Genomic DNA, 23909 nt, shown 5'->3' with positions numbered 1-23909 from the left:
TGGAAAACTCTCTGCTTGATGATGGCGTTACGCCGCAAACTGACACTGAAACTCACCCTGCTCGAAGGTGACGCGCAGGCGGCGATATTTCTCGTCTTGCGCGCTCGCGGTGAGCAATATCTGGCTCATCTGCGGCAGCAGGGTGTTGGTAAGAATCGCATCGACCATACGGCCGCCGGACTCCACCTCGGTGCAACGCGCCACAATCTGGGTAATCACGCTGTCGTCGAATTCAGAAATAATACCGTGATTTTCCGAAAGACGACGCTGGATCCGCTTAAGCTGCAATTTCACAATTTCGGCCAGCATCGCGTCGCTTAACGGATAATACGGCACAACCAGCAATCGGCCCAGCAGTGCAGGCGGAAAAACCTGCAAAAGCGGCTGACGCAGTGCACCGCTCAGCGCTTCTGGCTCCGGCATCAGGTCCGGGTCGGCGCACATGGCACTGATAAGATCGGTGCCGACGTTCGACGTCAGGATAATAATCGTGTTACGGAAATCGATATGGCGGCCTTCGCCATCTTCCATCCAGCCTTTATCAAACACCTGGAAGAAAATCTCATGCACGTCCGGGTGCGCTTTTTCGATTTCATCGAGCAGTACGACGCTGTAAGGACGACGACGAACCGCTTCGGTCAGCACGCCGCCTTCGCCGTAGCCCACATATCCCGGAGGTGCGCCTTTGAGCGTCGATACGGTGTGCGCTTCCTGGAACTCGCTCATGTTGATGGTAATGACGTTCTGCTCGCCGCCGTACAGCGATTCCGCCAGCGCCAGCGCGGTTTCGGTTTTACCGACGCCAGACGGGCCGCAGAGCATAAACACGCCCACCGGTTTGTTCGGGTCATCGAGACGCGCGCGGGAGGTGCGCACGCGTTTAGCGATAAGCTCCAGCCCGTGACGCTGACCGATAACACGCTGGTTCAGCGTATCGGCGAGGTTTAGCACGGCGTCGATTTCGTTTTTGACCATACGGCCGAGCGGGATGCCGGTCCAGTCAGATACCACGGCCGCCACCACGTTGGCGTCCACCGCGGCGAACAGCAGCGGTGCGTCGCCCTGAACGGCTGCCAGCGCGTTCTGGCGCTCCGCCAGCGTCTCACGCAGCGCAGGTTGCGCCTCTTCATCGGCCATATGCAACTCGGCGCGCAGGGCGATGATGGCATCCACCAGCGCACGCTCTTCTTCCCAGCGGGCGGTGAGCGCGTCGCGTTCGGTTTCCAGCGCCTCACGTTCGGCGTTAAGACGCGCCACGCGATCGCTGTCGCCAACCGCCACACGGGCTTCACGCTCGGCGATTTCCGCTTCCACATCCAGCGCCGCGATGCGGTGCAGACAATCTTCTAACTGCGGCGGCGGCGCGCTCTGGCTGACGGCAACGCGGGCGCAGGCGGTATCCAGCAGCGCGACGGCTTTATCCGGCAACTGACGCGCGGGGATGTAACGGTGAGACAGTTTCACCGCCGCGCTGACCGCTTCATCGAGCAGCAGCACGCGGTGATGTTTTTCGAGCGGTGATACGGTGCTGCGCAGCATCAGCACGGCTTTCTCTTCATCCGGCTCATGCACCTGCACGGTCTGGAAGCGGCGGGTCAGCGCTGGGTCTTTCTCAATGTATTTTTTATATTCCGCCCAGGTGGTGGCGCCAATGGTGCGCAGCTGACCGCGCGCTAACGCTGGTTTCAACAGGTTCGCGGCATCGCCGGTGCCCTGCTGGCCACCCGCGCCGATGAGCGTGTGGATTTCATCAATGAACAACACAATCGGCGTGGCGCTGGACTGCACTTCGTTAATCAGCCCCTGCAGGCGCGCTTCGAATTCGCCTTTCATGCCCGCGCCCGCCTGCAACATGCCGATATCGAGCAGCCACAGTTGTACGTTTTGCAGCGGCTCCGGCACGTCGCCTGCGGCGATACGCAGCGCGAGGCCTTCCACGACCGCGGTTTTACCCACGCCCGCCTCGCCGGTCAGCAGCGGGTTGTTCTGACGACGACGCATCAGGATATCCACCATCTGGCGGATCTCTTCATCGCGCCCCACCACCGGGTCGATTTTGCCTTCGCGCGCACGCGCGGTGAGATCCTGGCCGTACTGCGCCAGCGTTCCCTGCTGTACCGGCGCGTTACCGCCGGCGTCAGGCGCTGCCGCGACCGCCTGCTGGGCTTCTTTGCTGCCCGCAAAAATCGCGTCGAACTGCTCTACCAGCAAGTCTGCGCTGATGCGGTTGAACTGGCTGGAGATGCCTTTCAGCACGTTCGCCAGGTTAAAGGTTTTCAGAATGCCGATAAGCAGATGGCCGCCGCGAATGCGCGTCACGCCGAATTTCAGCGAACCGTACACCCATGCGCGCTCAACTGCGCTGTCGATATGCTCCGAGAGATCGGAAACGGAACTCGCCCCGCGCGGCAGGCGATCCAGCGCTGCCACGATATCCCGGCTCAGCGCCTCTTCATCCAGTGAAAAATGGCGGATCAGATGTTGTAAATCACCGTCCTGCTGCTGCATCAGCTGATGCAGCCAGTGCGCCAGCTCCACATAGGGGTTGCCGCGCAGCTTGCAGAAGGAGGTGGCGCTTTCCAGCGAGGTAAACAACAGCGTATCCAGTTTGCCGAACAGTACGGCACGGCTGATTTCTGACATGATCGGTTCCGTTCAGGTAGGTGCGTAGTTAACGCAACAAACAAAATTAATGGCGGGCATGACGTAAAGGCAGGCAAAACGCGTAAGCGCAACAGAACGCAAGCCCCGCTAAACGCACCCAGAGCGCGTCTTGCGGGAAGTAGCCAGCCCGTTCGTAAACCCCGGTTAGTCCATAACGAAAAATAAAAAACTGAAGAAGTGCGCCAGCAAGAATAAAGAAAAAGGCGGTCACTTTTATGACCGCAGAACCCGGTTGTCGTCGGAATTTTATCACGCTAAACAGCGCCAGCAACGCCAGCAACACTATGAGGTAAGCCCCATTAACCCAGCCGCCGGGCTGACTAAGCACTGTTTCACTGTGCATTATTTTTTCCCTTCCTGAGATAACGGGTATGTTCCATATAGTGTCGTAGAATCAACACCCATTTCAGTAACAAGCGACCCCTTACCCATCTCTCGCCAACCACGAATAAAATCACTATTAATATGACGAAATAGTCGATATGAATCTTCGCGGAGCACATGCCTTCCTCATCCATAAGTAGATAATGTTAAATCCACTTCTGCATAAGCAGAATCGGCTTCCTTGCTAGATTGACCTCATTTTTATGCCACATATCGATAACCTTGACGAGTTAGTCCAGGCTTATCCTTTCTGTACATCAGATAATAACCATTCTCGAACATGTTATTTAAGCCATGCGCGACTAATGATGAACCAAACGCTGCGCAAGCCAACCCAACAGTAGCCGCACAAACTCCATATCCTGCTAAAATTTGTGTACCGCCGCCAACGAAGCCAACCTGCTTGAGGATTAAATTAACAACGTTATTTATTTTTTCTTTTTTAACCTGGGCGAAAAAAAACATTTTTTCAGCACCAGAAACTGAAAGACAATTAATCCTGAAATTTCGTATAATTTCATAGATCAGAGCGTCTGCTTCTGAAATAAATTTGCTTCTGGATCTATAATCTGGCAAGTATTGTATGCTGATTGCTGAGGCTAACCCTATTATTTTATGAGATAAGTCCTCTATCTTCTTATTTGTATAATCCATTATATGAACATCCTTGTTATTACGTTACTCGTTGGGGTAACTAACGTATGACATCCTGTCCCGCAATTTTTACCTTTCCGGGCGAAAAACCAGATCGCCGCGCGGTTGTGGCGTGGGCTGTTTGCCAAGCCAGGCGCTGTAGCCCAGACGACCTGTACCGCCCGGCGTCACGCCCTTAACGTCTTCATGACGCAGGCTGATACGCACTTCCCACTCATATTCGATACCCATGTACTGACGCACCCAGTCGCGCAGCTCCTGCACCCACGGCTCGCCGGGCAGAAAACGCTGGTAGGTCTCTTCATCCAGCGGGCCGATTTCAATGCGGAATTTATGCTGTACGTCGCGCACCGCCACGCCGAGAAACGCCGCATCACCCAGACGCGGCAGCCGGCGACCCGCGCCAAGCCGCGCTTTCTCGCGTTCGGTTAGCGGCATCCACTGCGGGATGTTCTGCACAATCGTCACCGGCACCTTGAAATAGTGGCGCAGGATTTTCTCAAGCCCCTCGGCGTCGCGCCCGTTGCGCGACAGATGGCCGACCAGCGAATAACGGGCGTGATGGCTCAGGCTGCCCTTTTCCATCTGTCCCGGCTGGCCCATACCAATCAGCGAGGCGAGATATTTTTCAATACGCGGCCCGTCGGTACGGTCGAGCGACGCCGTCGGCTGAGCGTCGGCCCAGGCGCGGTAAAACAGCAGCGTCAGGCGGTGATGAAACACATCCGCAAACGCGCTCATGCTGTCATCCTGATGATGATACAGCCGCTCGCGCGCATATTCGGTCAGGTGCACCGGCAGCGGGCCATTCGGGCCAAACAGGCCGAAGCTTAAAATCGACACATCGTGCAGCGGCGTATTCTCGCGCGGCTTTACGGTCGCAAGCGTGGACGGCGCGAACGCCATCGACGGTTGCTGACCGATACGCAGCGGCTCAAACCGCGGTAGCGGCGCGCGGCCCAGGCGGTAACGTTCGCCACCCTGCGCATCAATACGACGCAGCATCTGGAACAGATCGTAGCGCCACGGCGCGGCCATCATCTGTTGCCAGTAACCTTCCGGCAACCGGGACGCGCTTTTTACCGGCGCGTTCGGCGGCAGCGTCTCACTCATATCAACGCCCTTTTACCCATCCGCGGGCCCCAGTACCCTACTTCGCCGCGCTGCTGGCTCTTCAGGGTGAACTCGGTGAAGCTGTTCATCGACACGAGCCGCGCGAAGACGCGCTCCAGCACGCTGCCAAGCAGCCATGGGCTGGAGCCGGAAAACGCCTGCTCATCGACCGTCATGGAGATGCCAACACCGCGGGCGAACACAATCGGCCCCGGTTCCGGCACGCGACGGTGCACCGGCTCCAGCACGCACTGGCGAATGCCGTCTATCTGGCGCGCCACGGGCGATTCTGCAAGCCGCGCGTACAGACCGAGCAACTGGCGCAGCGCCGCGGCGCCCTCGCCGTCTTCCGCGTCCATCAGGCTTAAATAGTTCATTTGCAGCTGACTGATAAGCCGCCAGGTGCTGAAGCCTTCCGCCAGCGCCGGGCGCGGCGGTGTCGGGCCTTTGCGCATGGTGAGCGCGCGCACCGGCATGGAATCCGGCAGCACAAACTGCCCCATGTCCTGCGCCAGCATCAGCGGCAGATCGCGGCTGGTGCACATGACTTCCGCAGTGATGTAACGCAACTCGTCGCGCCACGGCGCGTGGTTGGCGTCCACCAGCGACACGAACGCTTCAGAGCCGATATACCCGGTACGTGTGCCATAACGCAACGCGTGTTCAGAGAGCGCGCGCTGCTCGCGACGCAGTGAGAAATAGGCGCCATAGTTGCCGCCGTCACGACTCCAGGTGCTCCAGAAGGGCCGGAAAACCTGATCGTCACGCTGGCCGTCTTCACTGGCGTAAATTTTACTGACCGAGAAAATCTCGTAATCGAGCGGGCGAATGTTATCCACCACCAGGTGATATTCGCTTAAGCCTTCGGTGAGCTTCTGGCGCTCGGCGATTTTCGGGAACAGGTTGATAACCGGCGTGCAATGCATCGCCAGATGACTTTTATCAACCACGCGCTCCAGCGGCGTGTCGGTTTTATCCAGCAGAATGATGATATCAAAGGCATTGGACTGGCCGCTCTGGGCCAGCAGTTTGCTGATGCCACGCAGGCTCAGGAACTGGAAGCGCGCCGGGAAGGCGAAATACTCCTGCAACAGGCGGTAGCCGTCAAAGTTGCGCAGGTCGTCTGGCAGCAGCGCCTGGTCAGCGTCAAAGCCTTCCTGACGCAGCGCGTCGTCACCCAAAACGACGCGCGCTGGTTTCGGGCCGACGGTCTGACAGAAGATGCCGACGCGATGCTCCATCAGCAGTTCCAGCAGCTGCAGCGCCTGGATATCCGGCCCGCTCAGGAAGAAATCGAGCCGGTCGAAATCAAGATGGTTGAGCATCACCGGGCCGTCGCAGGCGATACGCACGCGCAGGGCGCTGACTGCGCCGCGCTGGCTTAAACCCAACTGGCTTAACGGCGCATCTGCCGGCACGCCGCCCAGTTCAACCTGGCTGATATGCAGCGGCAGCAGACGCACATCGTGCGCGGTCGCGTAGCTACAGGTGACGCCGTTCTTTTTCAGTAACTGGCTGTCCATCATGGTGCCGCGCGGCACCACAAACCCGTTGCTTAAATCCCCTTTGGCGCTGTCCGGGTGCAGTTCAGCAATCGCCATCGAGGGTGTGGGCGCGAGATAATTTGGCGCCAGCATCTCCAGCAGGCGCTGGGAGAAGCGTGGAAACTCGGCGTCCATTTTGAGCTGTACGCGGGAGGTGAGAAAGGCAAAGCCTTCCATCAGGCGCTCGATGTACGGGTCTGCTACTTCTATCCCGCGCATACCGAGCCTGCCCGCCACTTTCGGGTAGCGTTCGGCGAATTCCGCGCCCATTTCGCGCAGATACGCCAGCTCTCGGTTGTAGTATTCGAGCAGTTTACTGTCCATGTTTACCCCGCGTCTTTAAGCTCAAAGTGGCCGTTTTCCAGATCCACATCGGTGCGGAACAGGAACTCAAGCGGCCAGGGCACGCACCACAGGCGGCCTTTGATCTCGATAGATAATACGTTATGCAGATCAAGCGATTTGGTATCGCAAACGCAGCGCACTTGCAGCCCCTGCGGCAGAATGCGCGGCTCAAAGTTTAAAATCGCCTCGGTGAGCCGCTGCTGAATGTCGTTCCATTCGATCTCCGACATTCGCTGGCCCGCGAGCGGCGACACGCCGAAATTCCAGACCGAGCGGCGTACGTGGTCCACCCGGCTGAGATCCTGCTGCGCTTCGTTGTTAATGGTGTTAAACAGCCACTGCAAATCGCGCAGGACATGGCGGCGCAGCGCGCTGTGGGAGACGAGATTGCTGTTCACCGGCTCCTGACGCTTATCCGGCGCGTCGTCCGTCAGGCGGTCGAGCAGCGAGGGCTGCATTTTATCGCGCGCGCCAACCGTTGAGGTGTTGCGGCGCGAACGGTAGCCCTGACGCAGCAGATCGCCGCCGTCGTCCTGATACGGTTTATTCATGCGAAGCGTCGTCCGGTTGCCCGAAAGCGAGCATATCCAGCGTCAGCAGCGCGAACTCCTGTTCGCCGCTGAGCCAGACTTTCTGACCCGCGCCGAGATAGTGAATGCCTTCCGCGTCCAGCGGCTGCCACTCGGTCGTACGCGCCAGCAGGAAGCGATCCTCCGCGCCGGTTTCCAGCGGGTAACGCGCCGGGATCTGGCAGACCTGCTCTGTGCCATCCACCAGCTGGACCATCGCGTGACGCCACACCAGATCGGTCACGCTCGCCGGGGCCTGGAAGCGGATGGAAGCAATAGCGCTGAACGGTACCCAAAAATAGTTGCCGTTGACGATAAGCTCGCACACCGGTCCGAGACGCGCGTCGCCATCCATCAGCCAGTCAAAGCGCACCGGCTCGCCCGGTTCGTCGCCGGTGGCAAGCGTCAGTTCACCGGGATTGGCTTCCGCCTGTTCCAGCGCTTCGCTTCGCATTTCGCTGGCGCGCGCCGGGTCGGTTTCGGACAATGCCTGTAAAAGCAGATCCAGCCACGGCCACTGTTCGCCCGGCATTGCCGGACGCGCGCGCCCTGCCAGCACCTCGGCGCGCTTCTGCTCGCCTTCAATAGCCTGTTGCAGCAGGGTCACGGTCGGCTGTGCCTGCGGAGCCAGCGCGGCCCAGCTTTTAAGCTGAGTCAGCGCACGGGTCCAGTTCGCGTTGAGGCAGAGAAATTGCACAAACGCGGCGCGGCGATCGGCGTTGCCCGGCTGGGCTTTGATATCGCCCTCAAGACGGGTCAGCGCGTCGCTGACGCTCGCGCCGGCCAGTTGTTGATACAGCGTATTCATAACGGCTCCTGGCGTTTAACGGTAATTACAGCGCGCGGTAAGCGCCCGCCGCAGGGTCGCGCAGCTGCGGATGCAGCGCTTCGACCAGCAGAATATTGAGCGTGGCGCCCGGAGCCAGATAGGCAGACCAGACTTTACGCACCTCATCCAGGCGAGTGCGCAGACGCGCCTCGTCACTGGCCTGTTCGCGGGAGATTTCAACCGCCACGGTGCCCTGTGCCTGCCAGACGTTTTGCGTGCTGTTATACGGCAGGATCATCCAGCTTTGCGCGGCGCGACCATCGCTGACCACCATGCGCTCGTTATTCACGCTAGTGATAAGCAGGCGATCGGCGTCCACGTTCGCGTTGATGCCAACAATCGGGAAACCGTGCACAAAGGTGACGGCAACTTTTTCCTCACCGGCCACGCCCATCTGGGTGACTTCGCTGCGGCCATTCAGCCAGCCGCCTTTCTCGCAGATGCCGTCGTCTTTCGCCGGAATAAACAAGGCCCGCGCGTCAGCGCCGCCCTTCCAGAACGTGCGCAGATGGCAGCCGTCCTGCAGGTTAAACTCAAGCCACGGGGTACGATCCGCGGGCGGCGAGAGATCTTCCGGGCGGCCCTGCGGCAGCGTGTCGGTCGTCGCAGGGGGTTCGGTCGCGGCAGTCTGCGCAGGCGCCGTCTCCGGCGTGACGACCGGGTTCCATTCATTGCCTTTGACAGCCGTACCGCGGGCGAGCGTTTTACCCTGCCCGTCGTTCAACTGCCAGCGCACCGTTCTCAGCGTGCCGCACTGGCTTTCCAGGAGCGAGCCAAGACGCGGCATAAAGTCATTCAGCACTTTTGGCGTTTTATCGCCGTTAGTGACGATACGCAGCGGCAGCTCAGGGCCGCACCAGCTTTGCGGAGTGTTGTCTTTGATGTTGTCTACCCAGACATCCAGTTTCAGGGTATTTGACTGAACGATACGGAAATTATCTGCCCAGACGCTGGATGACGCCGCAAGCAGAGCCAGACCCGGAAGCCAAAGTTTCATAAAAATCCTTGTTAGCCTTTAATCTCGAAGAGGGAAAAACTGCGCCGCGTCAGAGAGCGTATGCAGCAGCGTCGTATCCTGGGGCGATCCTACCCAGACGGCAACGGCGCTGTAATTATCCTGCTTATCATGCCCCTGCTCACCATTTTTCAACAGTATTTGATTCATCAAAGTGAGCCATTCATCTGGAGTATTCACCATATGAAGGGATTTTTTCATCTGCTCTTCGCTCACGCCGTGCCAGAAACCGTCGGTACAGAGCAAAAACGCGTCGCCATCTTCAATCGGCACCACGTCGCTGTAGCTCGGCTCGCGGCCCTCATCGCCCATCCCGAGCGCAAAGTACAGCAGGTTGCCATTCACCCCTTCCGTCTGATGGCCAGCGTCTTTCATCTGCTGCACCAGGCTGTGGTCGGTCGTAACGTGATAGAGCCAGCCGCGACGAAACAGATACAGGCGACTGTCACCCGCGTGCGCCCAGTAGGCCAGATGATAATCGCGATCGATAAACAGGCTCACAAGCGTCGTGCCCATGCGGTGATAGTCCTGCACCGCCTTTTGCTCGGCGCGGATCGCCTGGTTCGCCTGATTCACATAGTCGCGGATGTATTGCGCGTTAAGATGCTGCTCGCCATCGAAACGCGAGAGTATGGCGTTGCGCGCAAGCGCCGCGGCGACGTCGCCACCCGGCAGGCCGGCTATCCCGTCGCATACCACGAAGCAGGCGGAGCGTTCGCCAACGGTCTCTCCCGTCTGATCCTGGTTGCTGGCGCGCTCGCCTTGTCTGGAGAGTGAGGCCGTGCTGATATTCATTCTTCTTCCGATCCGCTCTGTGAGTCTTTGTACTGATTCACTTCCATGTCATAAGCGTGCAGGAAGGCTTCGCCGAACAGGGTATGGAAATCGTCCTCGATTTCGCCCGCGGTATCGCTGTAGCGACGTACAAAGTAATCCCACAGCGCGGCTTTACGGCTGGCGGGCAGCGCCAGGCGGGAGACCACGCCATCGCGCTTCGCTTCCTCTTCCAGTTGCTCCGGGTTAAAGGATTGCAGCATGGCGGCGATAATGGCGCGAATACCGGCAATCATCCCTAACTGGTGGGCCTGAAGATCGATAAGCGCGTCGCGCACCGATTTTTTCGGCGGCATAAAGCCCGGCATACGGGTGCCGAACATCTGCATCAGTACGGTTTTCCCGGACGGCAGCAGTTTGAACGGGTTGTTGGCGTCGTCCAGCACCATCGTCATGTCGGCTTTCACGCCGCGTTTGAGGATAGAGCGCGAGGAGAGCAGCGCCACGGTGCCCTGCGAGAACATACTCAGCATCTGGCCGAGCTGGCGCATATTGTCGCGGTCAAACTGCGGTGTCGGTTGCAGTTCACCAAGCCCCATGCCTTCCAGCAGGGCTTCCAGCAGTTCGCCGTTCAGCACGTCGCCATTAGACGCGGTCGGCACGCCGCCCTGGCTGGTGGGTGACTGCACCGGGTCGATACGCAGGCGGCCTTTCGGCGTTTGTGCGGCGCTGCGCACCACCGTCTGCGGCGTCGGCAGCGTAATGCCCGCATAATCCTGTACTTCCGGCGGCTCCGGCTGCACTTCCACGCGCGTGACCGGCTCTTCCGGCACTTCTTCCGGGAACAGCGGCGACCCGGCGAGCGAAGCCAGATCCAGCGGCGCTTCGGCATTCGGCGCGAGCGGGGACAGGATGTCCGGCTGCGGGGCTTCCGGCGGCGTCTGCGGTTTAACCGGCTCAGTCTGCGGCTGTGCAGACGGCGGCGGCGTCAGCGGGGCCGCGCCTGCGGAGAGTTCATCCGGTTGCGTGAGCGGTACCGCGCCGCCCATCATCAGGCCGAGCGGATCGTCGCTGCGGCTTTGTACAGGCGTCGAACCTACGCCGCCAAACAGCGCCAGCGGATCGAGTTCCTCTTCGTTCTCTTTTTGCGGCGCCTGCGGTTTCGTCGCCTGACGGTTGTCAGATGGCGGCACCAGCGTGGTCGGCGTCACATCGTTAAAAATGCTGTCTTTATCGAACGGCGTGTCATCTTTGAACAGGCTGTCCGGGTTGACCCTTTCATTACCAAACAGCGGTTCGTTGCCGCCGCTCTGGAAGTGCGCCAGCGGATCTTCCGGATTGCGATCCACTTCTTTCGGGGCGTTGAACGGGTTAAACGGCTGCGCCTCCGGCGCTTTCGGGCGCGCGGTCTGGCTCTGGCTCTGGCCCTGGCTGATGCTGTCGGAGATAGAAAACTCCTGCATCAGGCTGTCCCAGATTTCTGTCGGCACCGCTGTCGGTGCGTTATCCTGGGCGGCTGCTTTCGGCGGCTGTTGCGGATGCGCGGCCTGCGGTGCTTGCGGCGGCTCTGGCGCGACATTCGGTTTCGGTGCGGCCATCGCGATGACCGGCTGCGCGTTCAGCGCCAGATCGCTCACCTGGATGCGGTAATCATCAATGCCCAGTACATCGCCATCCTGCAACTCAACCTGACGGCCGCGCTCCAGCGGGATATCGTTCAGCACCACGCGGGTAACGTTGCCGCGGTTGGTAATACGGCACTCGCCGTCGGCAGAGATATGGACAATCGCCTGCAGGCGGGAAATCGTTCTTTCGTTGTCCGGCAGTACCAGATTGTTATCCGTACCACGGCCAATCGTGCCGCCCGGCGGGTAGAAGTCACAGCTGCTCTGAGGAGGCTGGTGGCCGGGCTTGTTGGTAGTAATGGTGAATCGCATAGCGTATTCCTGCCTGGGGTTATTAGCGCTCAAACGTCGTGGGTCTTCCGGGACGCCCGACGTTTGAGTACTAAGGAACAGAGCCGCGCTTGCGCGCTGCCCGTGACTGCCTGTCGTTTAGCCTCACGCTTCACAACCGGACGGGTTTATTCTATTGATAATATGCATGTAAGCGCTATTAACATCATCGCTGCGCATAAACATAGTCGCTGGCGCGCCTGGCTGTGATTTAAAAGTTTTCCACGCCTTGTGCGGCTTTTTTTCTGCTAAATCGCTTATACAGCGCGTCAATGTCCGGGCTTTGGGCAATCAGCGCGCATTTCAGCACCCGGTAATCGCTTTTCGCCGTGCCGCCGAGCGGCGTTTGTAGCGCCCTGGTGATGGCCTTATCCGCGGCGTTGAACGCCTCAACCGGCAATTCACTCGCTTCAAACCAGGCGGCGGCGCTGGCGTTAGCGTCCTCTTTCAGCGCGGCGCTGTCGGCGATAGCACTAATACAGCGGCTGTGCGCCCACTGGGTAAAAATCTGCGGTTGCGAAAAGGCGCTGATGGCAGGGAGTGATTGCGCCAGCGCGCTATGGGAAGAAAATGCAAAAACGGACAACGCTGCGATATAGGTTCTTAACATGATGAGCGTCCTTCTCGCGGCCCGTTTAGTTATCGGGCTGGCCCTTATAGCGGCGAATGAGCGTTGCCAGTTCGTCGCTGTGTACAAAATCGATGCATTTCGCGAGCGTCATCGGCTCACCCGACTGGCTGCCATACTTTTTATCGAGAAAGGTCTTCCCAAGCTCGACGACCGCCGTATGCGCCTCGATTGAATAATCGCCAAACTCCAGATAGCCACTGGCTGCCGCTGCGGCGTCGTTTTTCACTTCTTTGGACTGATAACCCTGTGCGATACAGGTGCTTAATGCGTAATTTTTCAAATACTCTTCTGGGCTATATTCTGTGGTGCGCGCCATAGTCTGCGAAGAAATAAGGAACGCCACTGCAAAACAGTACCTTATTTTAGGAGACATATCGAAGCCTCTGTAGACATAGGGAAGTAACAATGATCCGCACAAATATTACCGTTTCATAACGTCGCATGACCATTTGCATTATCCCAACCGCTTATAGTAAAAATTTGCTGCCAAGAGCATCGCCAGGGTTAATACTGCAATTGCGACAATGAAGCTTATTTTTTACTTCAGATTAAACGGGCTTTTTAAAGGAATGAGCGCACTGACTTCATGTTCGCAATATTTGGCGATATCTTTTGCTGCATTCCCTTTATCAGAAAAAGGGAGCGAGCATTGTCGCTCCGATGCACATGTTATTAATTAACAGGCTGTAAATAACTCATTTTAACATAGCCGCCAGGCGTTCCGATTAGCCCAGGTTTACTTTCATCATAAACCGCTGCCTGGATCCACTGCGCATTTACCGTTTTGACCTTTATCAAGGGCGAGTCCATCGGAATAGCCCCAGTATCTTTTGCACTATCTTCCGGAGAAGCTTTAAAATGCGTATCTTTCGCCTGCTCTTTTAGCGTGTAAGTTACGGCATAAGGATAAGATTCACAGCCTGCGCTTTTTTCAAGTTTATCAATATTAAAAGTTTTATCTTTTAACGGGGTAAAAGCGACTAACTCTGCTTCATAATAGTGGTGACTACACTCTGTAGACCCTTTCATTTTTGCGACAGAGATAGTACCCGCACGCTCAATATGCCCCTCTTTAAACTCGACAAAATTCGGTGGCACCTTGTCAAAATAATGACTAATATTTTGCAGGGTTAATTCAGAATCATTGCTTTCTATATTAATGACTTTATCAGCCTTTTCGCCGTTAACCGAAGCAATATAGCGATATTTAAGATGGGGTGTACTCTGCGTACCATCATCGTTCCACACCGGTAACCAGTAAGCTTGCAAAATACCTTGCTTGATTTCCTGGGCGTTAACTTGAGAAGAGAATGACACTAAAAGCAGTGCGGTGCTTACTAATTTATACATTATTAGCTCCCTTTATTTTCAATCCACATAACAAGATGTAATTGAGACGGTGAAATTCTCGATGCCCTCTTGTGTTATGAACTCCTTTAACTCTTTTAGTTTCGCAACACTGCCACCTACAAAATCGTTCCCTTTCGTGCTACCTATTAACAAACATCCATCGGTATTACGAAGAACATTACCGCAAACCATCCAGTCGAAAATAAAACCTTAATTGAAACGACAGGCTAAATTTCATGTCATTATAAATGCCAAAAAGTTTTTATTCGAAAATAGATGCCGCAGAAAGCTTTACCCTTCAAATATATCATCCATTCACAATAAAAATATAAATACTCATTTTCAGCACGTTGTACTAAGCACACTGCACGTTGTTTTTCAGGCCAAATGCCTTATTTATTTTTATTATGCCTTAAATATTTAGCAATTTTAGAAGCGCTTTAACTTCAGTGTCCATTTCCAAAGCGTGGAGCTGGAATTTATTCCTTTGAAAAGATTGCAATCCCCTCGCGGGGATTGCAATCATCATATTACGCTTCTTTGTTTTCTTTGATGTTCCAGCCAGCGCTGGTTTCTGCGCCTTTACCGCCAGAAGCAGTCTGCTCCCAGTACTGCTGTTTCACTTTAGCAGCCTGGAATGCATAGGTAACACCAACGGTGTCGCCGTTATCTGCACCGGTGTACTGTACGGACGTTACCAGCACGTCTTCCAGAGTGATGCGAGCGTATTCGACCTGCTGGCCGCCAGCTTTGCAGACAGACAGCTCAACTTTGGTCAGGTGCTTACCGCTGGAGCAGTGCTTCAGGATAGCGGTGGTGGATTTGTCGATCAGCGCGTTAACGTGCAGATCGTTGAAATTCACTTTACCGGCACCGCCGCCGCCGCCCACGCTCATGTTACCCGGCTGGGATGCGCCCCAGGAAAAAGAGGTGATGTCGGTCCAGCCGGTGTGGTTGGAATCTTTAGATTCGCCGGTTACACCGTCTACTTTCAGGAACATATCAATAGCCATAATATCTACTCTTCGTTAATGACGATTATTGCTTTCGAAAAAGCGCTTAATATGGCAAACAGGAAAGCATGGGGCTGAATAAAACCATCCATATTTTACCTCTGCCTCTCAGCCTGACAGCATGTTTATTCCGTCAGGCGATCTCAGTAGCCCGCCCAACGCGAACTACTAAAATGGGTTATTTATTACTGCTGATATCACGGTCTCATTTGTCAGCGTTATTGCGACAAGGGAAAGCGTGTTTAAGCGCGTCGAGCATCAGGACGCTGGCTTTCTCTTTAAGCCGTTCGGGCGGTAACTTTTTAAAGTAACCGTAAGTCCATTCGCGAAGCGCGGAGGGCATCGTGGTTTTACTTTTGCACCAGCCCATTCCTTCTGTCGCATCAAACAGACCCAGCAAATAGATTTGCGCCTGTAGCGAAGCCTCTTTATCTGCTTTGTCACTCCAGGCGTTTAAGAGTTGCTCGCCTGTCACGTTGCCTCTGTCTGGATCAAACCGGTTTTTTTGGCTCTCGTCGGGTTCGATAACCCATATTCCTGCCAGTACAGGGGCACTCAGCATTACCGCACTCAGCACGGATGCCAGAACAAAAACAGAACGTTTCATGAATGTCCTTATTCGTTATTTCCTGAACAATCGGGAGCGAATAAACAGTGAAACCGTCAGGGGTTGTCTTGCATCCAGGTATGGCTCGAATCACCAACCAGAGCTTCCTTACTTAACTGTTCCAGCGCCTGGCTGTGATAGAGGCGTAAACAGTTAAGCGTCACGCCCTTAATGGGCCGTCCTGCTAATGCCTCCGGAGAAAAGGCATTTTGCTGGTCGCGATATTTCAGGATGAGCGCACTGACCTTTTCATTGCCCGTTTCGATGTCTAAGGGAATCCATTGCATTAAGGCATAAGCGCTGAAGCCCGCATCGGTACTAAAAGCGCTGTCGTCAGTGGAAACCTGGGCCAGACAGCGGGCCAGCACCATGTCTTTAAAGACCTGTTTATAAGGTAAGACTTTAAAAAACGCGGCTGGCTCCTGAACAGAATTCGCTAACGCGCTTGTGCAGATAAACAGCAACAGCGAAACAGGTATTTTCATGAGCGTTTACTTACAGGCATGATTTTCTTTTAACGCCTCAACGATAAGCGTTTTAGCTTGCGCGTTTTTAAGCCGCTCAGGCGATAATTTAGAAAAATAGTCGTAGGCGATACTACGCAACGTGCCCGGTTTTGACGGTCGTTCAGGGCACCACAATATGCCTTCGGTCGCATCCATGACGCCCACGAAATACATATCGGCTTTTATACGCTCGCGCTCGTTCTGCATGTTGCTCCATGCATTAAAAAAACGCGCTGCGGACAGATGGTTGTCAAAGGCGTTTAGCAGCGTCGGGTCGCGCGTGAAAAACGTTATGCCGTCCTCGGGAAAATCCTCTGCCCGTGGATATTCATAGCCGGTGGTCTGCGCGGCGACCAGTGCCGACAACGCCAGCAGACCGCTCGCCAGTAAAACACGTATTTCCATCACTTCTCCCTGTGATTATGAGGTCAGTGACAGGCCGTAAGGAATGCCCTTACGGCCTGAGTCAGACTTACGCGTCTTTGCTCTTCAGCGACGGCAGCTTGGAAACCAGACGCAGAGAAACCGTCAGGCCTTCCAGCTGGTAGTGCGGACGCAGGAAGAACTTAGCGGCGTAGTAGCCCGGGTTGTCCTCGATCTCCTGAACCTGCACCTCAGCAGCCGCCAGCGGCTTACGGGATTTGGTTTCCTGAGAGGAGTTTGCCGGGTCACCGTCCACGTAGTTCATTACCCAGTCGTTCAGCCAGCGTTCCATTTCGTCACGCTCGCGGAAAGAACCAATCTTGTCGCGAACGATGCACTTGAGGTAGTGCGCGAAACGGCAGCACGCGAACAGGTACGGCAGGCGCGCGGCCAGACGAGCATTCGCGGTGGCGTCCGGATCGTGGTATTCCGCCGGTTTTTGCAGTGACTGCGCGCCGATAAAGGCGGCGAAGTCAGAGTTTTTGCGGTGGATCAGCGGCATAAAGCCGTTTTTCGCCAGTTCCGCTTCACGACGGTCGCTGATAGCGATTTCGGTCGGGCACTTCATGTCCACGCCGCCATCGTCGCTCGGGAAGGTATGGCACGGCAGGTTTTCCACTGCGCCGCCGGATTCCACGCCGCGAATCGAGGTGCACCAGCCGTACTCTTTAAAGGAACGGTTGATGTTAGCCGCCATCGCGTAGGCCGCGTTGGCCCAGTTGTAGTTGCCGTGGCTCGCGCCGTCGGTCTCTTCTTCGAAGTCGAAGCTGTCCACCGGGTTGGTGCGAATACCGTACGGCAGACGCGACAGGAAGCGCGGCATCACCAGGCCCAGGTAACGGGCATCTTCTGACTCGCGCAGGCTGCGCCATGCCGCGTATTCGGTATTCTGGAAGATTTTGGTCAGGTCGCGCGGGTTCGCCAGCTCCTGCCAGGATTCCATCTGCATCACGCTCGGCGCGGTGCCGGTGATGAACGGGCAGTGCGCCGCCGCGCCGATGCGCGCCATCTCGCTCAGCAGCTCAACATCCTGCGGGCTGTGGTCGAAGTAGTAATCGCCCACGAGGCAGCCAAACGGCTCGCCGCCGAACTGGCCATACTCTTCTTCGTAGATTTTCTTGAAGATAGGGCTCTGATCCCAGCCCACGCCTTTAAAGCGTTTCAGGGTGCGGCCCAGTTCCTGCTTGGAGATGCTCATAAAGCGGATTTTCAGCATCTCGTCAGTTTCAGTGTTGTTGACCAGATAGTTCAGGCCACGCCAGGCGCTTTCCAGCTTCTGGAACTCGTCGTGGTGGATTATCTGGTTAACCTGCTGAGAGAGTTTCTCATCGATACCGGCAATCAGGTTCTGAATCGTGCGATAGGTATCGTTTGAGAACGTGACGGTGTTTTCCAGTGCCTGCTGCGCCAGGGTTTTGACCGCGTTTTCCACGGCAGAACGCGCCTGGTCTGTCTTCGGGCGAAACTCTTTGCTGAGCAACGCGCTGAATTCATCCTGGCTGAACGCCTGCTGCGATTGCAGCTCTTGCTGTTGAGAAGGATTGCTCATCGATTACTCCTCGTTACCTTTGTTGCCATCGTCGTTTTTCGGCATCTGGCTCAGGGATTTGAGCAGCGTCGGGTCCTGAAGCACTTTCGCGATAAGCTCTTCGGCGCCGTTTTTACCGTCCATGTACGTCAGCAGGTTAGAGAGCTGGGTACGGGCTTCCAGCAGCTTGTTCAGCGGCTCAACCTTACGCGCAACGGCATCCGGCAGGAAGTCGTCCATGCTGTCAAAGGTCAGATCGATATTCAGTTTGCCTTCGCCGGTCAGGGTGTTGTCCACCTGGAACGCCACGCGCGGCTTAAGGGCCTTCATACGCTCGTCGAAGTTATCGATATCGATCTCAAGGAATTTACGCTCGTCCACCGCAGGCTGCGGATCGACCGGCTTCCCGACCAGGTCAGCAAACACGCCCATCACGAACGGCAGCTGGATTTTGCGTTCCGCGCCGTAGATTTCCACGTCGTACTCAATCTGCACGCGCGGTGCACGGTTACGGGCGATAAATTTCTGCCCACTGTTACTCATTGGCATGATGTTCTCCATCAAAGATGCGCGGTGAATTTCGGGCGACGGGCCTCATGCCTGCCGCCGTAAAGAGAAACGCCGTTAGTCGCGGCGCCCGATAATGTTTTCCACCTGATGCACGCTGTCGGGCGCCAGGTCGCGAATAAGATCCATGAAATTCATTTCAATCAGTCGCTGCACGCGCTCAATCATCAGCGGCGCGGGGTGGCTCGGCTCGTGCCGGGCGAAATATTGCTTCACTTTCTCAAGCATTAACTGGGCGTCGTCGCGCGTTTGCAGCTGCACGTTGCGCCAGTCGGTTTCCACCACCCGCGTCGGTGCGCTGGTGCTGGCGACAACAGGCGCGCCTTCCGCCTGCGCCTGGGGTTCTTCGGTATCCTGCGGCGCATAAGCAGCCTCGCCGGACTGGCAGGCCAGCGCCACAATGCTGGTCAGCTTCTGGAGCTGCTCCATTTCCGGCACGCCGCTCTCACCGAGATGGCTGACCAGAATGGTGCGAATCGTCTCCAGGCGCGCATGAATGTGCAGCATCGCTTCGATGCCCGGCTGGTCGCCGCGCGCGAGTTCGTCCACCAGGCGCGGACGCCCGCCCGGGTAGCCCGGACATTCGCTTTTGCTGTTATCCAGCAGCGACTGGGCATCGCGCAGCGTAATCTCATCACCGTTGCTGCGCAGCAAGATGGCGGTACGCAGCGTCGTGGTCAGGTCGGATTTATCACCGAGGCCCGCCAGCGCGTTAATGCGATAGAACGGATCTTTTTCACCGTACTCTTCCAGCAGCGGGTAGAGCGGCTCCCAGTAGCGCGACAGCGCCTCCTGGATAAGCAACAGCCCGTCGGCATAGCCCGGCAGGCCGCGGCGTTTAGCCCATGCGTGGGTCAGCGCCAGCATGACGCGCAAATCTTTGGTGCGCTCCAGTAACGACAGCGCCAGCTTTTCAACTTTAGTCCAGTCCGCCGGCTCTGCCGGAATAATGGTATCGCCGAACTGCTGTTCCGCTTTGCCCTGGCTTGCCTGTTCCATCGCCTGATAATCGGCGTCGTACTCCAGGTTTTCGCCGCAAGGCTGCTCCGGGGTTACCGGGGCGAGAAGGGTTTCAATATCCATCGAACGGCCTTATTCGAACATGGGCGGGTAGAGCCCGTGGCGACCCGGACGCGCACCGCCCGCCGGGTCAAACAACAGCGAAAAGAGCTGACCGGTAAAGTTACCGCTGTGCACATGCGTGTAGAGCGGGTAGCCGTCGCTGCGGTTGGTCCACCAGAAACTGGTCTGGCGCTGCGGGTCAAAACACTCTGCCGCCTGTCGCCAGCTCAGGGTCACCGGCATCTCTTCATAACCAATGACATCCAGAATTTCCGAGCGATTCTCCGGCGCGGGCAGCGCCGGAGACGGGATAGCCAGCACCGCCTGGTCTAACTGCTCGGCGGAGAACGCGTTTCGCACCGCATGGTGCAGGATGCGCCCGAGCTGCTGATACCAGGCCTCCGCCATCGCCAGATGCTGCGGCGTCCACTCGGCTGGCGTGAATGCCACCGTCGCAAGAAGCGGATACTGACGCCCTACGCTGTCGCGTCCCGGCATCAGGCAGCCCATCTGTACCTGCTGACTGCCGAGCATGGGCGGAACCACGAAGTTCCAGACCGGCGCGCTGGCGAACTGGCGGTTGCCCGTCTCGCGCTGTTCGTCCTCTTTTTGCCAGTTCAGCAACCCTACCTGAAACCAGTGTGACCACTGGCGCTGTAGGGCATCGGGAAAACGGCGCTGGAGAAAGTCACCGGCACTGGGCAGTTTCCCGTACCAGCTAATCGCAGGGTAATGACTCATTATCCGTTCCTTGCGGTTAAGGGCATGCGAAGCCAGGGAGCTGGAATGGGTTGCGGATACTGTTTGGCGTGAATTCCAGCGTCACGCTGTGTCCGTCAACCGAAAACGTCGCCTGGCGGCTCAGGCTTCCTGCACCCGGCGCGATGCGGGCGCGATCGAAAAAGCGGTTCAGCGCCCACGCGCCGTTGGTCACAAGCGTCGAGGTGGTGCCATTAGCCAACCCGAGCTGCATACGCACCTGATTGGTGCCGCCGCTGCCCGGCCAGCTCATCAGCTGCACCGCCTGCGGGCCGTGGCTGTAACGCAGCAACTGGCCGTCAACGTCCAGCGACAGCGTCAGAATGTCGTTATCCATACGCACGGTGCGCACCGTCACGCGGTAGGACGGCGTCGTCGCGCCGTTGGCGAAGAACGCGTCGCGAATGTATTGCGCCTGCTGGAACGGGCGCAGCACGCCTTCGCTGCCCGGCAGGGTTTTCCCGTCGATGCCCGGCGTAAAGCGCCAGCGCGCCTGGGTGGTGTCTACTTTGTTGGTCAGGTTGTCGCGAAAGAAGCTGTCCATCAGGCCCGTACCCGGCGCAAACATGCGCGCCAGATCGTCCGGCGTCACTTCGCTGCTGGCGGAGCGCACCAGCGGATAACGGCCCGCGATCGCCTGGCGGCAGAAACTGCCGACTTCCACGCTGATACGCTTGCGTACGTTTTCCAGTTCGCGCTGCTGGGTGTCGCTGCTGGCTCCGACGGCCATGCGGCTGAACATATTCTGTAACCCACCCGGCAGTCGGCCTGCGCTTGCCTGTAAACGGCTAATCGCCTCGCCCCCCGGCGGCGGCATGCCGCTGTTGGCGGCGTCCTGCACGGCGGTCAGGTAACGGTAAAGCTCATCAATCTGCTTGATGAAGTCATCAAACACGATAGCTTTGCCGCCTTTCTCCAGCGGCTGCGCCAGCTCGATAATCGGTGCGTAGTGATCGGTCACCACTTGTTCCGGCGTCTGCGGCGCGGCGGCGGCGGTCGTCGAACCGCTTTCGCGGTCGCTGAACAGCGCCTCCAGCGTGCGGGTTGCGCGGTTGCCTTGCTCTTTGGCCTGCGCTTCGCCCGCCTGCGGCTCGGCACGTGAAAGCGTCAGCACCTGGCTTAAGTTCATCACCAGGCGGCGCAGCGGCGAGTTGCTGCTGGAGAGCACGCGGGCCGTGTTGATGCGCTGGTTCAGATCCGCGCTGTTGTTAAGCTGGATATCCGCAAGATAGCTGTCCCACTGGCCGATAAAGTCGCGCATATAGAGCTGACGCACCGCGTTGTCGGTCTGCTCTTTATCTTCCTGGGCGCTGGTCAGGCCCAGCACCCAGGCGTCATCTTCATGCAGCGACGCGGTCACGTTATCTATCTGACCGTTGAAACTTTCCCAGTAGCCTTTCGGGGTATAAAGCCCCGGCACGCCATCGCTCACCGGTTTGCCGCTTTTACGCGAAAAGACCAGTTCGCTTTGCGGGCCGCCGAGTGTGGCAAGTGACACCGGCTTTAAATTCTCATCGCGCTCCAGCAGACGTTTAAGGCGACCATACACGCGAAGAGACAGTGGCTTCTGGTTGATCATCGCCTGCTGGCGGCTAATCAGCGACTCGTCTTTGGCATATGGCGACGTCTGGATTTGCGGCTCCAGCAGTTGTGTCAGGTGCCATTCGAGTTGGTTCAGCTGCGCCTGCGTAACGTTCTGCGGCAGGTTGCGCTCAAGGTTAAGCATGACCCAGGAGTGCAGGAATTTGCCGTCGTAATGCTTCGGCTGGTACAGCATCTGGTACGCCTTCAGCGCTTCGTAGCTGTATTCCACGTCGCTGCCATTATCATTACGCACCCAGCCGGTGATGAGCTGCGCCACGGCGGGCATCAGCATCTCCTGCAGCGCTTTCTGATAGAGCGCCTGTGAGGCGTCGTTGACATCATCACCGCGATACAGCCCCATGCGATATGTCACCGGCGGTGAGTTCAGGTCGAACTCTTTGCTTTTCGGCAGTTCCACCAGGCTGTTGAAGAACGGCAACATGCTGAAGAGATCGCGCCCGGTCGTGGTTTGCAGCGCTTTGCTCTGGCGCTCGACACCCGGCACTTTCGCGTCAACTTCCGCCAGATAATCTTTGTTATTGCCGTAGCTCGTAAGCCACAGGCCGCCCAGCACCACTAACAGCGCCACCAGCGCCGCGTAACCTGACCAGATCACCGCGCGGTTGCGCAGTTCCCACCAGCGGTTCTGCCCGGCGATGCCTGCTTCCTGGAAAATGACATTCTGAAGCAGGTTTTTAATGAAGAAGCTCTGTCCTTTGCCGCCGGGGATCGGCGCCTCTTTGCTGACTGAATCCCAGTTGTCGCCCTCTTTGCCGCCCGACGGCAGCGAGAGCGCGCGGTTCAGTTCACCCATAACGCGGTCAAACGGCAGCCCTTCCTGGGTACCGCTCGCAAGATAAATACCGCGCGGCGAGAATTCCGTTTCAAAGTTGGAGCGCGCAAACACGGTGCTGAGGTAATCCGCCAGCAGCGGACGCAGCGCCGCGAACTCCTGAGGGAACAGATAACACTCGGCACGCGCTTTCGGGTCGCTCTCCGCAAGCAGCGTATCCGGCAAGCCGGCATCCAGACGTTGTTGCAGCAGGGCGAATTCCTGCGTGAACGCCGCCATCATGTCGAAATCGGCCTGCTTTGAACGATCCCAGGGGAAGGTAAAGCCCCAGATCTGGTCGCGCTGCGCTTTATCAAAACGCCCGAAGTAAGAACGAAAACCTTTTAGCAAATCCGCTTTGGTGACCAGCACATAGACCGGGAAGCGGATGCCGAGTTGCTCGTGCAGCTCTGACAGACGCTGGCGCAGGTTGACGGCCTGTTGCTGATTCGCCTCTGCTGACTGGGTCAGCAGATCGGAGACGCTGACGGTAATGATGACGCCGTTAATGGGCTGACGGCGGCGGTATTTACGCAGCAGGTCCACAAAACGCAGCCATTCGCCCGCGTCCTGCGCCTGCTCGCTCTCCTGGGTGGTGTAACGACCCGCGGTATCCAGCAACACGGCTTCATTCGTAAACCACCAGTCGCAGTTACGGGTGCCGCCAATACCGCGCAGCGCCGTTTTACCAAAGCGGTCAGCAAGCGGGAATTGCAGGCCGGAGTTCACCAGCGCCGTGGTTTTCCCGGAGCCAGGCGCGCCGATAATCACATACCAGGGGAGCTGATAGAGATACTGCGTGCTGAAGCGCTGCGTCCACTGGCCGCGCTGGCCCGGCGCGTTGAAGTGCGCTTTTTTGAGGATCTGCGCGGCTTCATCGAAGCGGTCCGACAGGACCTGATCCTCATTGCCCAGCCGTTTGAAGTCCCCGCCCTCTTCCGCCGGTTTGCCGTCGTTGAGTTTGTCCATCAGCTTGCGGTTCAGCCAGGCGTTGTAGAGGCGCGGCACAATGTGGCTATGTACCCAAATCAGGTAAATAAGCGCAATGCTGATAATACGGTTAGTTTCCGACTCCAGCGGGCGGCTGTCGACGATAGACAGCAGCGGCCCGATCATCCAGACGACCGCCGACAGCGCGGTAACGCCCATGAACCCCCACAAGATGCGGTTGGTCACTATTGAAAGGAGAATATTCAGCATC

The 23909-nt window shown here is 57.3% G+C and carries 21 protein-coding genes and 1 pseudogene; all 22 read right to left on the bottom strand.

The window, feature by feature from the left end:
• Nucleotides 1-27: 27 nt before the first annotated feature.
• The 22 genes and pseudogenes from tssH to tssM all read right to left on the bottom strand — a co-directional run bounded on the left by tssH (nt 28) and on the right by tssM (nt 23908).
• Entirely contained in the window at nt 28-2643 is a 2616-nt protein-coding gene (gene tssH, locus AFK62_RS00500) for a type VI secretion system ATPase TssH (protein ID WP_007668272.1), read from the bottom strand.
• A 46-nt stretch (nt 2644-2689) separates the two neighbouring features.
• Nucleotides 2690-3007 (bottom strand): hypothetical protein, encoded by a 318-nt coding sequence (locus AFK62_RS00495; RefSeq protein ID WP_032984155.1) that lies wholly within the window; start codon nt 3005-3007, stop codon nt 2690-2692.
• Nucleotides 3007-3513: pseudogene (locus tag AFK62_RS23025) on the bottom strand (DUF4225 domain-containing protein). The gene AFK62_RS00495 and the pseudogene AFK62_RS23025 overlap by 1 nt, the downstream one beginning before the upstream one ends.
• A gap of 258 nt (nt 3514-3771) precedes the next feature.
• Nucleotides 3772-4815, bottom strand: coding sequence for a type VI secretion system baseplate subunit TssG (tssG, locus tag AFK62_RS00485; protein WP_007674830.1), 1044 nt, complete (start codon nt 4813-4815; stop codon nt 3772-3774).
• On the bottom strand, nt 4812-6683 hold the full coding sequence (tssF, locus tag AFK62_RS00480; protein ID WP_053531657.1) for a type VI secretion system baseplate subunit TssF: 1872 nt from the start codon (nt 6681-6683) through the stop codon (nt 4812-4814). Before tssF ends, tssG begins: the two co-directional genes overlap by 4 nt.
• A gap of 2 nt (nt 6684-6685) precedes the next feature.
• The gene (gene tssE / locus AFK62_RS00475; protein ID WP_007674824.1) at nt 6686-7255 is read right to left on the bottom strand and encodes a type VI secretion system baseplate subunit TssE; all 570 of its coding nucleotides are present in this window, start codon (nt 7253-7255) and stop codon (nt 6686-6688) included.
• Nucleotides 7248-8081, bottom strand: a complete 834-nt coding sequence (locus AFK62_RS00470; RefSeq protein WP_007674822.1) for a type VI secretion system accessory protein TagJ — start codon at nt 8079-8081, stop codon at nt 7248-7250. The genes tssE and AFK62_RS00470 overlap by 8 nt, the downstream gene beginning before the upstream one ends.
• A gap of 25 nt (nt 8082-8106) precedes the next feature.
• Nucleotides 8107-9099, bottom strand: coding sequence for a hypothetical protein (locus tag AFK62_RS00465; RefSeq protein WP_007674818.1), 993 nt, complete (start codon nt 9097-9099; stop codon nt 8107-8109).
• Between the two features lie 18 nt (nt 9100-9117).
• Nucleotides 9118-9912, bottom strand: coding sequence for a PP2C family protein-serine/threonine phosphatase (locus tag AFK62_RS00460; protein ID WP_007674815.1), 795 nt, complete (start codon nt 9910-9912; stop codon nt 9118-9120).
• A complete protein-coding gene (gene tagH / locus AFK62_RS00455; RefSeq protein WP_053531656.1) occupies nt 9909-11828 on the bottom strand; it encodes a type VI secretion system-associated FHA domain protein TagH in 1920 nt (639 codons plus the stop codon). The genes AFK62_RS00460 and tagH overlap by 4 nt, the downstream gene beginning before the upstream one ends.
• Nucleotides 11829-12057: 229 nt before the next feature.
• Nucleotides 12058-12456 carry a T6SS amidase immunity protein Tai4 family protein gene (locus AFK62_RS00450; RefSeq protein ID WP_007674807.1) on the bottom strand — a complete coding sequence of 133 codons (399 nt, stop codon included), beginning with the start codon at nt 12454-12456 and terminating at the stop codon, nt 12058-12060.
• Nucleotides 12457-12481: 25 nt separating this feature from the next.
• The gene (locus tag AFK62_RS00445) at nt 12482-12850 is read right to left on the bottom strand and encodes a T6SS amidase immunity protein Tai4 family protein (protein WP_032984500.1); all 369 of its coding nucleotides are present in this window, start codon (nt 12848-12850) and stop codon (nt 12482-12484) included.
• 299 nt (nt 12851-13149) lie between these two features.
• On the bottom strand, nt 13150-13827 hold the full coding sequence (locus AFK62_RS00440; protein ID WP_007674801.1) for a hypothetical protein: 678 nt from the start codon (nt 13825-13827) through the stop codon (nt 13150-13152).
• A gap of 530 nt (nt 13828-14357) precedes the next feature.
• The gene (locus tag AFK62_RS00435) at nt 14358-14840 is read right to left on the bottom strand and encodes an Hcp family type VI secretion system effector (RefSeq protein ID WP_007674798.1); all 483 of its coding nucleotides are present in this window, start codon (nt 14838-14840) and stop codon (nt 14358-14360) included.
• 205 nt (nt 14841-15045) lie between these two features.
• Nucleotides 15046-15447 (bottom strand): Rap1a/Tai family immunity protein, encoded by a 402-nt coding sequence (locus tag AFK62_RS00430; RefSeq protein ID WP_053531655.1) that lies wholly within the window; start codon nt 15445-15447, stop codon nt 15046-15048.
• A 56-nt stretch (nt 15448-15503) separates the two neighbouring features.
• Entirely contained in the window at nt 15504-15932 is a 429-nt protein-coding gene (locus tag AFK62_RS00425; RefSeq protein ID WP_007674792.1) for a T6SS amidase immunity protein Tai4 family protein, read from the bottom strand.
• A gap of 6 nt (nt 15933-15938) precedes the next feature.
• Nucleotides 15939-16358: a Rap1a/Tai family immunity protein gene (locus AFK62_RS00420; protein ID WP_007674790.1), complete on the bottom strand. Its 420-nt coding sequence runs from the start codon at nt 16356-16358 to the stop codon at nt 15939-15941.
• Nucleotides 16359-16425: 67 nt separating this feature from the next.
• On the bottom strand, nt 16426-17925 hold the full coding sequence (tssC, locus tag AFK62_RS00415) for a type VI secretion system contractile sheath large subunit (protein WP_007674787.1): 1500 nt from the start codon (nt 17923-17925) through the stop codon (nt 16426-16428).
• Between the two features lie 3 nt (nt 17926-17928).
• Nucleotides 17929-18453 carry a type VI secretion system contractile sheath small subunit gene (gene tssB / locus AFK62_RS00410; RefSeq protein ID WP_007674784.1) on the bottom strand — a complete coding sequence of 175 codons (525 nt, stop codon included), beginning with the start codon at nt 18451-18453 and terminating at the stop codon, nt 17929-17931.
• A 75-nt stretch (nt 18454-18528) separates the two neighbouring features.
• The gene (gene tssA, locus AFK62_RS00405; RefSeq protein WP_007674781.1) at nt 18529-19554 is read right to left on the bottom strand and encodes a type VI secretion system protein TssA; all 1026 of its coding nucleotides are present in this window, start codon (nt 19552-19554) and stop codon (nt 18529-18531) included.
• A gap of 9 nt (nt 19555-19563) precedes the next feature.
• Nucleotides 19564-20274: a type VI secretion system-associated protein TagF gene (gene tagF / locus AFK62_RS00400; RefSeq protein WP_007674778.1), complete on the bottom strand. Its 711-nt coding sequence runs from the start codon at nt 20272-20274 to the stop codon at nt 19564-19566.
• Nucleotides 20275-20290: 16 nt separating this feature from the next.
• The gene (gene tssM, locus AFK62_RS00395) at nt 20291-23908 is read right to left on the bottom strand and encodes a type VI secretion system membrane subunit TssM (protein WP_007674773.1); all 3618 of its coding nucleotides are present in this window, start codon (nt 23906-23908) and stop codon (nt 20291-20293) included.
• Nucleotide 23909 lies beyond the last annotated feature (1 nt).

It is taken from the genome of Cronobacter condimenti 1330 (assembly GCF_001277255.1).
Lineage (GTDB): Bacteria > Pseudomonadota > Gammaproteobacteria > Enterobacterales > Enterobacteriaceae > Cronobacter > Cronobacter condimenti.
The sequence above is the reverse complement of the archived record's forward strand: the minus strand, read 5'-3'. Positions and strand labels throughout refer to the sequence as shown.